A 15,056-nucleotide genomic window follows, 5' to 3' on the forward strand; every position below is an offset into this window, starting at 1 on the left:
AGTATGATAAAAACGATTGAATTATGGCCCGGAGCATCCAAGGATAGCATAGGTGAATATAACCAAGGATGTCCGAGTTTGACTTTATACCCTGTGTCTAAGGAAGGGCTGAGCTCTGCAGTTATAGTATGTCCCGGAGGAGGCTACGGTAGGCGTGCTGATCATGAGGGAGAGCCCATTGCCAAATGGTTAAATGGACTTGGGATTTCAGCTTTTGTTTTGAATTATCGCGTAGCTCCCTACGAACATCCGGTTCCGCTCCAAGATGCACAGCGGGCAATTCGAACAGTAAGACATCATGCGGAAGAATGGCAAATTGATCCGAACCGCATTGGTATTCTCGGCTTCTCGGCAGGTGGACATCTAGCTTCTACAGCCGGTACTCATTACGATGCAGGGGATCAGGAGTCCGTTGATCCGATCGATAGACAAAGCAGTCGTCCCGATGTGATGGTGCTGTGTTACCCCGTTATTACATTCTCCGGAGAGTATGGACATGAAGGTTCAAAGCTCAATTTACTGGGAAAAACACCGGATGAGGAGTTAGTCTCGCTGCTATCTAATGATCAACAAGTAACAGCGCATACGCCACCTACTTTTCTCTGGCATACAGCAGATGATGCAGCCGTTCCTGTCGAGAACAGTTTGCTATTTGCAGGGGCGCTTAGCCGTCATAAAGTGCCTTTTGATCTGCACGTTTTTGAGAGCGGGCGTCATGGTATTGGAATAGCTGATGATCATCAGGAAGCGTACATTTGGCCTGAACTCTGTGCGAATTGGCTCAAAAAGCAACATTTTGCATGACCAAACTCACTTACGAATGCCATATGCTTGGAGATACGGCTATTGTGATTTGGCTTGGTGCAGACATTGATTTATCCATTCTAAATCGAGTGCGTCAGTTAACAGCTTACTTAGAGAATAATCGTTTTGAAGGTTTTATCGAAATAGTAACAGCGTATACAACAATCACGATTTATTATGATAGCTTCCAAGTTCACAATCACTATTCAGAAAAGGCAACCACCCGAAAAAATGGGCGTGCCAGCTGGACGAGTACGTTACTCCCCTATGACATTGTCTTATTACATATTCAACATCTCTTGGATAACTTTGAACATACAAATGAGGTTCATAGTAACGAGACTGGGAGAACTATTGAAATCCCTGTTTGTTACGGTGAGGATTATGGTCCGGATCTTGAGGATGTCGCAGCCTATCATCATGTCAGCAAGGAAGAGATTGTGCACCTTCATACCTCACAGATCTATCCAGTATATATGATTGGTTTTGCACCTGGATTTCCTTATTTAGGAGGCTTGGATAACCAGCTAGCTACACCGAGGAAATCGATACCTCGGACGAGTATACCTGTTGGTTCTGTAGGCATTGGCGGCGCCCAAACAGGCATTTACCCTTTTGAAACGCCGGGCGGCTGGAATTTGATTGGTCGTACTCCACTGGCATTATTTCGTCCAGAATCCGATCCGCCATCACTACTGAAGGTAGGAGATCAAGTAAGATTTGTATCCATTACGACAGAGCAGTTCCAATATGAAAAGGAGAGGAACATGCGAAATGGGCTTTGAGGTCATCAAGCCAGGGTTATTATCAACCTTGCAGGATGAGGGACGTTATGGACAGCGGAAATATGGCGTCATTACATCAGGCCCCATGGACCTCTTTGCGCATCGAGCAGCCAACATACTCGTTGGGAATGATTGGGGCGCAGCTGCTCTAGAAATGACACTGCTTGGACCGAGCATGGTAGCGCAGAAGGATATGCTGATATCTCTATGCGGTGCTGATATGGAAGCCGATGTTGACGGTATTCCGGTTCCATTGTGGCGATCATTTCAGATCCGTAAAGGAGAGCAGCTAAATGTTCATTATGCAGTTAAGGGCTGCAGAGCCTACTTAGCCGTGTATGGTGGTTTCGCAGTGAAACCTGTAATGGACAGCAGAAGCACCTATTTACGTGCGGGTATAGGCGGTCACCAAGGAAGAGCACTACAAGCGGGAGATGAGTTGCCAGTAAGAAAAGTCGTAGTAGGTGATTATCTTCACCTTCCAGGGGCTGTGAGTTCCTTTATTCGTCCGGACTATGAAGAGAATCCTGTTATAAGAGTGATACAAGGTAGGGAAGCCACCCATTTCACAGATGCAAGCAGACGGAGTTTTTTGGCTCAAAGCTATATCGTTACCGCGCAATCGGATCGAATGGGTTATCGTTTGGAAGGGAAGAAGCTAGAACTATCTAATGGCGTACCGAGTGAGATGATCTCAGAAGCAGTCGTCCAAGGGACGATTCAAGTACCCCCAAGTGGCCAGCCCATCTTGCTGATGGCGGACTGCCAAACAACCGGAGGCTACCCGCGCATCGCGCATGTCATCACGGCCGATCTTCCCTTAGTAGCTCAGGTGAAACCAGGCGGAAAGCTTCGCTTCAGGGAGGTCAGCCATCGGGAAGCTCAGGAGCAGCTCTTGCTGCAGGCGATGGATTTGCGGCTGCTTGAGGCTGGGGTTCGAGCTTGGGTGCGGGATCGTGGGGGAATTGAGGACTGAGGGGCTGAAGGGCTGAGGAACTGAAGGCTGAGGAACTGAGTGAACTGATGGGCTGATGGACAGAGGAACTGAGAGACTCAAGAACTGAAGAAAAGAAGAAGTGAAGAAATGAAGAACTGAAGAAAAGAAGAAAAGAAGAAATGAAGAAATGAAGAAATGAAGAAATGAAGGCTGAGGAACTGAAGAACTGAAGGACTAAGGAACTGAGGAACTGAGGAACTGAGGAACTGAAGAATTGAAGAACTGAAGAACTGAAGAACTGAAGAACTGAAGAGTTTAAGTGCTGGAGAACTGTGGAACTAAAAGAAGAAGCAAAGAACTGAAGAATTGGAGTGATAATTCTGCGTATTGACTTGAATTGTGATATGGGCGAAGGCTTCGGCACTTATCGCCTTGGTCGGGATGAGGAGCTGCTTGACTTCGTCAGTTCTGCAAACATCGCCTGCGGATTCCACGCAGGCGATCCCGCAACCATGCGCAGCACTGTGCAGCTGTGCTTGCGCAAGGGCGTTGCGATCGGGGCCCATCCGGGCCTTCCCGATCTACAGGGCTTCGGCCGGCGCGAGATCGCGATCACGCCGGCGGAGGCTTACGAGCTGACGTTGTATCAGCTCGGGGCGCTGCAGGCGTTCGTCCACGCCGAAGGCGGACGCCTGCAGCACGTCAAGCCGCATGGCGCGCTCTATCACATGGCTGCGAAGCGCCATGATCTCGCCGCGGCCATTGCGGCTGCGACCGCCAGCGTCAGCGCGGAGCTGACGCTGTTCGGCCCGCCCGGCAGCGAGCTGCTGCGGGCGGGTGCCGCCGCGGGGCTGCAGACCGCGAGCGAAGCCTTCGCGGACCGCAGCTACCAGCGGGACGGCACGCTGACGCCCCGCGATCAGCCGGGGGCGCTGCTGCCCAGCGCCGCCGACGCTGCGGCGCAGGTCGTAAGGCTCGTCCGCGAAGGGAAGGTCCTCTCCCGGGAGGGAGAGGACCTGAGTATGCGCGCGGACACGATCTGCATTCATGGCGATGGTACGCACGCCGTGGAGTTCGCGCGCGACATCCGCGCGCTGCTGAACAGCAGCGGCATCGCGGTGATGGCGCTCGATCAGCCACCCCAATCACTGGCACTTAGGAAAGAATCTTTATAACCATTCTTTCACTTGAGAACAAGCTGGAAATATGAGTAAATATAAAGGTAGCCGGCCGGCTAATTACTTCGGAAAGGAGTGATCAAAGTGATTACAACAAAAGCAGAGGTGGTCTCTGCGTAAGCAGAGTCCATCGTTCCAAACGGGGGTCGCTAGGCCCCCGCATATTTTTCCTGAATGAGTAGACAGCGAGATGCTTTTTACATATAATGAGAATGTGAACACATAGTGAACACCATAAATTAGGAGAGACTTTGCTCTCCAACCCAAATTCAAAAATTAAACTATCTGGTGAAAGGAGTGCTTTTTAATGAACACAATGACAGTAGCGATGAATGTTGCGGCCGCCGCAGAGGTACTCGTCTCCTAACTGAATATCATTCGTGGAATAACCGTTCACCTGAAGTGTATAATTGCATATACAACCGACAGGCACGATTATGATCGTGTTTTTTTTATTCCATTTTTTGAGAATGGTAGGAGGTTATGGGGCGATGAAGATACTCTCTGCAAATCAGACAAAGTTTAACTTTGCTCGACAATTTGAGGAGGTTTTCATCCATGAGTTACAAGAACGGGAAAGACGTTCTTCCCCCTAACCTATTAAAACAATTACAAGAATATATCCAAGGTGAAATTGTATATATCCCTAAGAAAGAGCAGAAGCGCGCTGGATGGGGAGAAAATAACGGAACACGTATTATCATTGAACGTAGAAATCGAGAAATTTTCCGGTTGTACCAAACGGGTTCCACGGTGATGGAACTTATCAAAGTCTTTCATTTATCGGAAGACAGCATCCGCAAAATCATCGTGAAAACACGCGAATTAACAACCAATCAAGCATAGAAGCAGCATCCCTAGAGGTGCTGCTTTTTTTTCGTTGAGCCTGCTTCGTACATATTGCCGTCAAATTGAAGGAAATGCCTTTACCTTCTTGAAATTAAAAGGAAAGAAAACGTAGTGAGCGTCCGATCGCTTTGGAGGTGGTACTAGACAAATGCAAGATGAGCTGGATATCCGCAGTTTTATTGGCACACATGATGCCGATTTTTATGATGATGGATTTCACCGTCATTCGGCCGTTGAAGTCAGTATCGTGTTAGAAGGACGGTGCTTGTTCGAATGGTCGAGGCGAAGCTGGATGGAAGCAGGGCATATCGTCATTATCCCGTCAGACTTGTCACACAGGTTCGAAGCGGTGACGAATGTGAGATTTGGGGTTATTTTGCTGCAAGGCGTAACGGCGCGTACGATGGAGCTGGTAGCGAAGCTCGGAGGCAGCGGATTTACTGGAGACGGGGGCGGCGCTGATAGATCGCCGTTATTCCTTGCTTTATCCCGACTGGATAAAGAGCGATTCGAGCGATTATTCCGGGAGTGGCTTCGGATGAAAGCGTCGTTCCTAAAGGAAAAGCAAGCTAATTATTCGGCATGGATGGAAGTGCTGCTGCTTTTTTTACTTGAACACTCACAGCAGGATTTGCAGGGGATGACGGTGACCAAGGCGGCTGACTACATTCGTGAAAATGTGCAGGAATCTGTTCATATTTCTGATTTGGCAGAGATGGCCGGTTTTACGGAGCCTGCGTTTCGCCGTGTATTTGAACAAATGTATGGCGTTAGCCCAAAGCAATATCAGCAGCAGTGCCGTTTGCAGGAGGCAAAATGGCTGCTTAGCTCAACAGATAAGGACATACGTGAAATCGCCGAGCAAGTTGGCTTTTTTAGGCTGCATTCCTTTTCACAGTGGTTTAAGGAGCAAGAAGGTCTCCCGCCTACCGTTTGGCGGAAAAGTCAAAGGTTGCAGCACGGTTCGGTGCTGGACTAGTTGCGTTTTGCGTAAATTGCGGTTCGGTTTCCCTAAATACAAGCGCTTTCTGATTCGATATGCTAATAAAGTAAACGTAAACACATAGGGAGGCAACAACGGATGGAAAAAGTAAGAATTGGATTTATCGGTGTAGGCGGCATGGCAGAGTATCATATGAAAACATTGCAGCAAATCGATGACGCAGTGATTACGGCCGTATGCGATATGAACGCAGATCGGGCGAGGGAGATAGCTGAAGCATTCGGCGCAAAAAAGTACGAAACTTTGGAAGAAATGTTGGATGCGGGATTAATCGATGCGCTTTATATATGCACACCGCCTTTTGCTAGGGAAGGGATTGAAGAAGCGGCTGCAGCACGGGGCATACATCTGTTATCGGAGAAACCGACCGGTTTACATATGGAAGAAGTGCGTCGTAAAGAACAGATCATTCGTGAGTCAGGCATCATTCATTCTTCAGGCTATTGCTTGCGCTATCTAGACACTGTACAGAAGGCAAAGCAGTATTTGGCTGATAAGCAAGTAGATATGGTGCTCGCGTACCGAATTGGCGGCATGCCAGAAGTAGGTTGGTGGAGGCTTATGAATCTTTCGGGCGGTCAACTTGTAGAGCAATCGACACATCAAGTGGACTTAATTCGTTATTTGGCAGGTGAGTTTGACTACGTCCAAGCGAACTACGAGCAGCGACACATCCATCGAAATTATCCAGAGGCAACGGTGTATGATGTGGGTATCGTATCTTTCGGCCTCCGAAGCGGGGCGCTAGGCACGATCAGCAATACGGTCTTGTCCCGTAAAATTGGACGTGGGGATGTGGAGTTTTTCGGGCATGACTTCTACGTGTCAATAAGCGGTATGACGGTTCGGATTGTAGATGACACGCAAGACGTGACTTTGACGTCGGAGATGGATTTCTACCTCGAGCAGAATCGGGCGTTTGTCGCAGCTGTGAAAACAGGACGGCAGGAGCTAGTACTTGGTGATTATAGCGAAGCGGCAGCGACACTTGAGGTTACACTGGCAGCGAATGATTCGGCTGTTGCGAAGCAAACGATAACGATCACTTCGGCATAAACGTACGAATGTTACTATATTGAAATACACGAAGGAGGTTAAGGCATGTTAAAAGGAGTAAATCAATGGTGTTTCCCTGAAGGGCTGCCGCTTCAGCAGTTATTCTCGGTTAGCCGTGAGGCTGGTTATGATGCGGTTGAGCTGAATGTCAATCCGCTAGGCGGCGTAGGTTTGACCATGGAGACGACTGTGAAGGAGGCAGAGGAGATTGGCCTTATGGCCAAAGAGTACGGTATACAGCTGCGAAGCTTGTCTACCTCTCTACTGTGGCACACTCCGCTATCTTCGGCAGACGCGTCTGTACGTGAGCAGGGGCGTCGCGTTGTCGAGAAACAGCTGGAGCTAGCGGAGCTGCTAGGTATCGATACGGTGCTTGTCGTGCCTGGAGCTGTCAACGAAGAGACTTCGTACGATGAATGCTACGACCGCAGCCGTGCGGAACTAGCTTTGCTGGTGAAAGAAGCAGAAAGACGGCGCGTTCGCATTGGCATCGAAAACGTGTGGAACAAATTTTTGCTCTCGCCGCTTGAAATGCGTGCTTATGTCGATGATCTTCAATCTTCATATGTCGGGGTTTATTTTGATGTAGGCAATATTTTGCATAACGGTTATCCGCAGCAGTGGATCAAAATTCTTGGTTCACGTATATTCAAAGTACATGTGAAGGATTACCGGCCAAGCGTAGGCAATGGCAACGGCTTTGTCCCGCTGCTCGCAGGAGATGTCAATTGGACGGCGGTCCGCACAGCGCTAGAGGACATCGGATATACCGATACCATAACGGCTGAAGTAGGACTTTATGCAGAAACTCCGCTGCAGACGGTGTATGACACTTCTCGGCACTTGGATATTATTCTTGGCGGAGCTGCGCGATAATAGGAAAGTCAGAAGAATAGCTCCCTGCTTCATGAGAAGACCCCGGCACATCAAGTGTCGGGGTCTTCTCATTCTTATATACGTGTCAGCTCCGAATGAACGACGCGATGTGCTGCAACATATTTGTTTTTAGGGCTGATTCCGAATACAGCAAACAGTATATCCCTATCGCTCGACGAAAATTGCACCTCGTACGCCTTCGTCTTGGAAACATCAATGATTTTAATCGCAGAAGACAACGGACCGACTACAAAGGAGAGAGAGGCAATCAATCGCCGTCTTCCATTTAAGGCAAATACTTTGACGTGAACTTTTCCCTGATCGTTCCGACCACGATGAGCGGCATTAATAATAATATTTTTCGAAACAATCTTGTTGCGGAAAGCAAGGTTATTTAAGGGACCGGTTGAATATTTTATCATTGCCAATGATTCATACACCTCCATCTTCAGATGGAATACTTTATGTTATGAATCATAGATTGTCACGGCTAACTTTGCCTCTTGTTAGAATCAGCGTATGACAAGACACGAAAGAAAAAAGGAGTTCGCACCTAATACGATATGTTGGTGAGAGGGTTCGCCGACAGAAAATAAATAATTAAATCAGTTGACAAAAACCGCGAAGGCTTGATGCTACGGGGTTTTTATTTATTTATGGCCGAATCTTTCATTATTCTTTTATTTGGCTTTAGTACACTTATAAAGGGATGATTTGAAGTTTACTAAAGTTAAGTTTTACGCGACGAAAATCGTGGAATACGGTAGGACGTGGATATCGTTGCAAAGGGGGATTTTTTACGGCTCTCGGTAGTGTTGGATACCAGAATTTTACTATTGATTTATTATAGATGGGGAGTGAGAGGAAAATGAATCGAAAAGTAAAGCAGACTAATCATAACTTATTAAGTTTCCTGCTGGGAACGCTGATTTTTTTGTCAGGCGTACCCAATATGGGCGCGCCAATGGTTGCCCAAGCGGCGGCTGAACAATGGGTCGATGTAGGCTCTGCTGGTGTAACGCAAACTAGTGGAGGTAATACAATGATAACCATCGACAGCAGAGGCACGCCCTATGTTGCGTTTAGTTATGGGGGTAATCCAGCCGTCAAGAAATATAACGGAAGCGCGTGGGTGAATGTAGGCTCCCTCGGTTTTGGTGGTTCAATTAATATAAGTATAGCCATCGATAGCAGCGACACGCCCTATGTTGCGTTTGCGGATGGGGGTTACAGCAATAAAGTAACCGTCAAGAAATATAACGGAAGCTCGTGGGTAAATGTAGGCTCCGCCGGTTTTTCGGCAGGTGTTGCAAATTATACTAGTATAGCCATCGACAGCAGCGGCACGCCCTATGTTGTGTATAGTGATGGGGGTAATAGCAATAAAGCAACCGTCATGAAATATGACGGAAGCTCGTGGGTGAATGTAGGCTCCGCCGGTTTTTCGGCAGGTGTTGCAAGTAATACAAGTATGGCCATCGACAACAGCGGCACGCCCTATGTTGTGTATTGGGACGCTGGTAATAGCTATAAAGCAACCGTCAAGAAATATAACGGAAGCGCGTGGGTGAATGTAGGCTCCGCCGGTGTTTCGGCAGGTAATGCAAATTTTACAAGGATAGCCATCGACAGCAGCGGCACACTCTATGTTGTGTTTAAGGATTATATGAACAGCGAAAAAGCAACCGTCATGAAATATAACGGAAGCTCGTGGGTGAATGTAGGCTCAGCCGGTTTTTCGGCAGGTCCTGCAAACCAAATTAGTATAGTCCTCGACAGCAGCAGCACACCCTATGTTGTGTATCAGGATTGGGGTAACAGTGGTAAAGCAACCGTCATGAAATATAACGGAAGCGCGTGGGTAAATGTAGGCTTCGTCGGTTTTTCGGCAGATCGCGCCGAGTCTACAAGTATAGCCATCGACAGTAGTGGCACGCCCTATGTTGTGTATTCGGATGTGGGTAACAACTATAAAGTACCCGTCAAGAAGCTTACAATGACATGCACGGTGACGTATGACGGCAACTTCGCTGCGTCCGGAAGCGCGCCGACGGACAGCACCATCTATCAGTCTGGAAAGACGGCCATGGTTCAGGACAACACGGGAGGCCTAGTGAAGACGGGTTACACGTTCGCGGGTTGGAACACGAAGGCAGACGGAACTGGAACGGATTACGTGGCAGGTGTCCCGATCACCATAGGTTCAACCGACGTGACACTGTACGCTAAGTGGACGGCGACGAATGCGGCAACGCCGAACATCGGCACGCAGCCGACGGGCGCAACGCTGAACGAAGGCGACAGCGCGCTTCTGAGCGTAGCGGCGACGGTGAGTGACAGCGGAACGCTGAGTTACCAGTGGTACAGCAACGCGGCGAATAGCACGACTGGCGGCACCGCAATTAGCGGCGCAACGAGCACATCGTATGCAGCGCCGACGGCAACAGCGGGAAAGATGTACTACTACGTCGTGGTGTCGAACACGAACAGCAGCGCGACGGGCAGCCAAACGGCGACGGCGACGAGTAGTGCGGTGTCGGTAACGGTGAACGCGCTGATGAACGCGGCGACTCCGAGCATCGGCACGCAACCGACGGGAGCAACGGTGAACGAAGGAGCCAGCAGTCCGAGCTTGAGCGTAGCAGCGACGGTGAGCGACAGTGGAACGTTGAGCTACCAGTGGTACAGCAACACGAGCAGCAGCAATAGCGGCGGTAACGCGATCAGCGGCGCAACGAGCACATCGTATGCAGCGCCGACGGCAACAGCGGGAACGACATACTACTATGTCGTGGTGTCGAACACGAACAGCAGCGCGACGGGCAGCCAAACGGCGACGGCGACGAGTAGTGCGGTGTCGGTAACGGTGAACGCGCTGACGAACGCGGCAACGCCGAGCATCGGCATGCAGCCGACGGGCGCAACGGCGAACGAAGGCGCCAGCAATCCGACCTTGAGTGTAGCAGCGACGGTGAGCGATAGCGGAACGCTGAGCTACCAGTGGTACAGCAGCACGACCAGCAGCAATAACGGCGGCACCTCAATCAGCGGCGCAACGAGTGCATCGTACGCAGCGCCGACGTTAGCGACGGGAACGACGTACTACTATGTCGTCGTGACGAATACGAACAGCAGCGTGACGGGCAGCCAAACGGCGATGGCAACGAGCAGCGCGGTGGCTGTAACAGTGAACGCATTGATCAATGCGGCAACGCCGAGCGTCGGCACGCAGCCGACGGGCGCAACGGTGAACGAAGGCGCCAGCAATCCGACCTTGAGTGTAGCAGCGACGGTGGGCGATAGCGGAACGCTGAGCTACCAGTGGTACAGCAACACGAGCAGCAGCAATAGCGGCGGCACAGCGATCAACGGCGCTACGAGCACATCGTATGCAGCGCCGACGTTAGCGGCGGGAACGACGTACTACTACGTCGTCGTTACGAACACGAACAGCAGCGCGACGGGCAGCCAAACGGCGACGGCGACGAGTAGTGCGGTGGCTGTAACGGTGAACGCGCTGATGAACGCGGCGACTCCGAGCATCGGCACGCAACCGACGGGAGCAACGGTGAACGAAGGAGCCAGCAGTCCGAGCTTGAGCGTAGCAGCGACGGTGAGCGACAGTGGAACGTTGAGCTACCAGTGGTACAGCAACGCGAGCAGCAGCAATAGCGGCGGTGCAGCGATCAGCGGGGCAACGAGCGCATCGTATGCAGCGCCGACGTTAGCGACGGGAACGACGTACTACTACGTCGTCATGACGAATACGAACAGCAGCGCGACGGGCAGCCAAACGGCGACGGCGGCGAGCAGCGTGGTGGCTGTAATAGTGAACGCGCTGACGAACGCGGCCACACCGAGCATTGGCATGCAACCGACGGGCGCAACGGTGAACGAAGGCGCCTGCAGTCCGAGTTTGAGCGTAACAGCGACGGTTAGCGACAGCGGAACGCTGAGCTACCAGTGGTACAACAACACGACTAGCAGCTATAGTGGCGGCACAGCGATTATCGGAGCAACGAACGCATCGTACTCAGCGCCGACGTTAGCGACGGGAACGACATATTACTACGTCGTGGTGACGAACACGAACAGCGGCGCAACGGGCAGCCAAACGGCCACGGTAACAAGCAGCCTAGCCAAGTTGTCAGTCAACGCGGCAAATTCTTCAGCACCTTCAGCACCTACGGGGCTTACAGCAATAGCTGGGAATGGGCAAGTTGCGTTAACTTGGAATGGTTTATCTGAAACAGTTATCTATAGTGTCTATAAGGGAACAGCTTCCGGTTCCTATGACTTAACCCCCATAGCGACGGTGAGCGGCGCGACCTACAGCTACACGGCAACGAGCCTGACGAACGGCACGACCTATTATTTCGCGGTAGAGGCGAGCAACGTAAAAGGAAACAGCGGCTACTCGAACGAAGTCATCGCAACACCGCAAGCCACAGCACCGAGCGCATCCAGTAATGCGAATCTGAGCAGCATAGCAGCATCAGGACTTACGTTGAGTCCATCATTTGATACGAGGACATTTTCCTACACAGCGAGTGTGGCGAATGGTGTAACGTTGTTGACAGTGACGCCTACAATATCGGATAGCAACGCGACAGTGAAGGTGAACGGAACGGCAATGACGAGCGGTCAAGCGTCGGGGGCGATCAGCCTGAACGTGGGTAACAATCCGATCTACGTAGCAGTGACGGCTCAAGACGGAAAGACCATACAGATCTACACCGTGATCGTGACTAGAGCCGAAGCGATAACGGCCAGTTCTACTGCACCGATTCAGGTGACGACTAAACCTGTATCCATTATCGTCCCTGCGAGTGTAACGAATGCCGAGATTGCGGTCGCAACGACAACGGCAGGATCAAACAAAGAAGCGACGCTCCCGTTAGTGGAAGTACATGCGGCTACCACTCTGGGCAATGTTATTGTAAAGATTCCTGACGGAACGAAAATTACAGCTCCCGCCAATTGGGATGGCACGATCAAGCTGCCGCAAGTGCAAAGCAACAGCATTGTAACGGTCCCTAGCGGCAATGTGAGCACCGTCATTGAAGTCGGATCGACGGATGTATCGTTAACGTTCGATAAGGCGGTGCGTTTGCTCTTCCCGGGCCAAAAGGGCAAACGGGTTGGTTTTGTACGAAATGGCGTATTTACCGAAATCGCGGATACGGAGATGGTATCCGCAGATACCCAATCAGTGGCAGACAGCGAAATTGACGCAGGAAGAGAAGCCAAAATAACAGTGGGCAATGACCTAGTGGTTTGGACGAAACACTTTACCCAATTTGTCATCTATACGACTATGAGGACAACCGTAACCAGCGGTGGCGGCATCGGTGCAACTAACTCCGCAACGATTGCGGCCGCCAGCGGCGGAACGGTAACGTTGAACGGAGCTACCATCGAAGTTCCGGCCGGAGCGATGGCTAGCAACATTCAAGTTACGGTAGATAAAGTGAACGATACCTCGATCCTGCCCGAATAGAACGCTTTGCAATTGGTCAGCGAGGTTTACGAGATTAAGAAAGACAAGGTTGGCGACTTTAGCAAGCCGGTCGTTATTACACTACCTTTCGACAAGACGAAGGTGGACTTTGCGAAGTCGACGGCAGGCGTATATTGGCTGAACGAAAAAACCCATAAATGGGTGCCACTCGACAGCCTGAAAGTCGACGAAGCGAACGGGACAGCATTCGGATCGGTGAGCCATTTTACGAAATTCGCCGTTCTGGCATCGGATAAAGCGAAGATCGCGCAGCCGCAAACGAACGAAGCGGACTTTGCCGATATCAAAGGACATTGGTCCGAAGCGAACGTGCGGGAACTGGTGAAGCTCGGCGCGATTAACGGCTATGCGAACAACACGTTTAAGCCGAATGCGAACATTACACGAGCGGAATTCGTGACTGTCATCGTCAAAGCATTCCAAGTTAGGGCGCAAGACGGCAAAACTTTTGCCGATACGGAATACCACTGGGCGAAGAGCTCAATTGCGACTGCCGCAGCGACAGGCATTGTTGCCGGGTATAGTGACAACAGTTTCGGGCCGGACGATCTCATTACCCGCGAGCAAATGGCGGCGATCGTCGTTCGCGCCGCCAAGCTGGCTGCGACAGACAAGAGCGTCAGCTTCCCGGACAGCGCAGATATATCCGACTGGGCGCGTACGGCTCTTGCAACGGCGGCAGCCAAGGGCTTGATCAACGGTTATGGAGACGGCACAGTGAAACCGAAAGTGAACACGACCCGCGCCGAAGCGGTCACGGTCATTCTCAGAGCTTTACAAGCGAAACCTTAATGGTTCTGATACGGGGCTGCTGCCGCAGAGCGCCAAACTGATCGGCAGCAAAAATTTCAGATAAACGCACGGAATAGGGACTATCCGCAGGCGTAATGATTGCCGGAGGATAGTCCCTTTTTTTTGCTATAAATCAAATGTTCTTATTGTATTTTTCAATTTTTGAATTTTAGTAATTGACCAATCAATAACAACGTGATAAGATAAGTTCAAGTTAGTAATTAATCAATCACAAATTAAAAATACGAAATGAGGCTGACGAAAATGGAAAAAGCGATTGTAATTGGAGCAACAGGCGGGACAGGAGCAGCAATCACAGAAGAACTTATCAAACGGGGGGTATGTACCATTGCTTTTGGACGTTCACGCCAGAAATTGGAACAGTTTGCTGAAAAACTTGGAAATCCTAAGCATTTGACGCTCGCCTTTGGAGATGCAATGAATCCTGACGACATTGTAGCCCAAGCAGGCGGTGCTGACGTATTGTTCCATTGTGCGAACGTACCTTATAACGAGATGGTAAACAAACTGATTCCGCTAGGCGAATCCGTGATGGAGGCGGCAGAACGACTTGCAATTAAAGTAGTAGCGATTGATGGGATCTATCCTTACGGGAAAAAACAGATGGATCTTGTCACGGAAGAACATCCAAAGGAGCCTCATACGATAAAAGGAAAAGTACGCCTGGACTACGAACGGATGTTGTTCAGTAATCGATGGACTAAGGCGAAAGTAATGATTGTTCGTTTGCCCGATTATTATGGCCCTACAGCTAATGAAGCCTCGTATTTAGGTTCGACCCTGGAAGCGATAGCTGCTGGCAAAATGGCTTTTTTCGTCGGCAACATGCATGTTCCCCGCGAATTCGTTTATTTACCGGATGCAGCTGTGATGGTTGCTGAGCTGGCAGGCAAAGACCTCGCATATGGACAGAACTGGAATATACCGGGCGCTGGGCTTATATCGGGGCGAGAGATCGTACGGATTGCACAAACGGCAAGCGGCCAAGTCAAACCGGTGATTCCGCTGAAAAAATTAGGTTTATCATTGATAGGTATGAGTGTGCCCGTGATGAAAGAAGTCGTCGAGATGCTTTATTTAACCGAAGAGCCGCTGACTCTAAGCGGAGAAAAATACAAACGGTTGATAGGACCGATCACCGCGACGCCATTCCAGCAGGGGATTACTTCGACTGTTTTGGCCTTGCAGGAGAGTAAGGCATCTTTCGCACACTAATAAGTGATCAATCAATTAC

At 50.3% G+C, this 15,056-nt stretch carries 12 protein-coding genes; 11 read left to right on the top strand and 1 reads right to left on the bottom strand.

Annotated elements, in window-relative coordinates; genetic code table 11:
• Positions 1 to 3: 3 nt before the first annotated feature.
• From AC58U0_RS27105 to AC58U0_RS27140, 8 genes are all read left to right on the top strand, one after another.
• A complete protein-coding gene (locus AC58U0_RS27105) occupies positions 4 to 804 on the top strand; it encodes an alpha/beta hydrolase (RefSeq protein ID WP_497382013.1) in 801 nt (266 codons plus the stop codon).
• Positions 801 to 1,589, top strand: coding sequence for a 5-oxoprolinase subunit PxpB (pxpB, locus tag AC58U0_RS27110; RefSeq protein WP_497381975.1), 789 nt, complete (start codon positions 801 to 803; stop codon positions 1,587 to 1,589). Before AC58U0_RS27105 ends, pxpB begins: the two co-directional genes overlap by 4 nt.
• Positions 1,579 to 2,565 carry a 5-oxoprolinase subunit C family protein gene (locus AC58U0_RS27115; RefSeq protein WP_497381976.1) on the top strand — a complete coding sequence of 329 codons (987 nt, stop codon included), beginning with the start codon at positions 1,579 to 1,581 and terminating at the stop codon, positions 2,563 to 2,565. Before pxpB ends, AC58U0_RS27115 begins: the two co-directional genes overlap by 11 nt.
• Positions 2,566 to 2,903: 338 nt before the next feature.
• Entirely contained in the window at positions 2,904 to 3,701 is a 798-nt protein-coding gene (locus AC58U0_RS27120; RefSeq protein WP_497382014.1) for a LamB/YcsF family protein, read from the top strand.
• 561 nt (positions 3,702 to 4,262) lie between these two features.
• Positions 4,263 to 4,550 (top strand): CD3324 family protein, encoded by a 288-nt coding sequence (locus tag AC58U0_RS27125; RefSeq protein ID WP_047681764.1) that lies wholly within the window; start codon positions 4,263 to 4,265, stop codon positions 4,548 to 4,550.
• Positions 4,551 to 4,701: 151 nt separating this feature from the next.
• Positions 4,702 to 5,532 carry an AraC family transcriptional regulator gene (locus AC58U0_RS27130; RefSeq protein WP_497381977.1) on the top strand — a complete coding sequence of 277 codons (831 nt, stop codon included), beginning with the start codon at positions 4,702 to 4,704 and terminating at the stop codon, positions 5,530 to 5,532.
• Between the two features lie 102 nt (positions 5,533 to 5,634).
• Complete coding sequence (locus tag AC58U0_RS27135) at positions 5,635 to 6,612, top strand: Gfo/Idh/MocA family protein (protein ID WP_497381978.1); 978 nt, start codon at positions 5,635 to 5,637, stop codon at positions 6,610 to 6,612.
• Positions 6,613 to 6,657: 45 nt separating this feature from the next.
• Positions 6,658 to 7,488 carry a sugar phosphate isomerase/epimerase family protein gene (locus tag AC58U0_RS27140; protein ID WP_497381979.1) on the top strand — a complete coding sequence of 277 codons (831 nt, stop codon included), beginning with the start codon at positions 6,658 to 6,660 and terminating at the stop codon, positions 7,486 to 7,488.
• A gap of 74 nt (positions 7,489 to 7,562) precedes the next feature.
• On the opposite strand, the gene AC58U0_RS27145 is transcribed toward AC58U0_RS27140, so the two are convergent.
• Positions 7,563 to 7,916 (bottom strand): hypothetical protein, encoded by a 354-nt coding sequence (locus AC58U0_RS27145; RefSeq protein ID WP_171690817.1) that lies wholly within the window; start codon positions 7,914 to 7,916, stop codon positions 7,563 to 7,565.
• Between the two features lie 440 nt (positions 7,917 to 8,356).
• Between AC58U0_RS27145 and AC58U0_RS27150 the strand changes: the two genes are divergently transcribed.
• The 3 genes from AC58U0_RS27150 to AC58U0_RS27160 all read left to right on the top strand — a co-directional run bounded on the left by AC58U0_RS27150 (position 8,357) and on the right by AC58U0_RS27160 (position 15,037).
• Positions 8,357 to 12,988: a beta strand repeat-containing protein gene (locus AC58U0_RS27150; protein ID WP_497381980.1), complete on the top strand. Its 4,632-nt coding sequence runs from the start codon at positions 8,357 to 8,359 to the stop codon at positions 12,986 to 12,988.
• Between the two features lie 12 nt (positions 12,989 to 13,000).
• The gene (locus AC58U0_RS27155) at positions 13,001 to 13,801 is read left to right on the top strand and encodes an S-layer homology domain-containing protein (RefSeq protein ID WP_497381981.1); all 801 of its coding nucleotides are present in this window, start codon (positions 13,001 to 13,003) and stop codon (positions 13,799 to 13,801) included.
• 264 nt (positions 13,802 to 14,065) lie between these two features.
• Entirely contained in the window at positions 14,066 to 15,037 is a 972-nt protein-coding gene (locus AC58U0_RS27160) for an SDR family NAD(P)-dependent oxidoreductase (protein WP_497381982.1), read from the top strand.
• The last annotated feature ends 19 nt before the right edge of the window (positions 15,038 to 15,056 follow it).

This window comes from Paenibacillus sp. J31P190 (assembly GCF_059692075.1).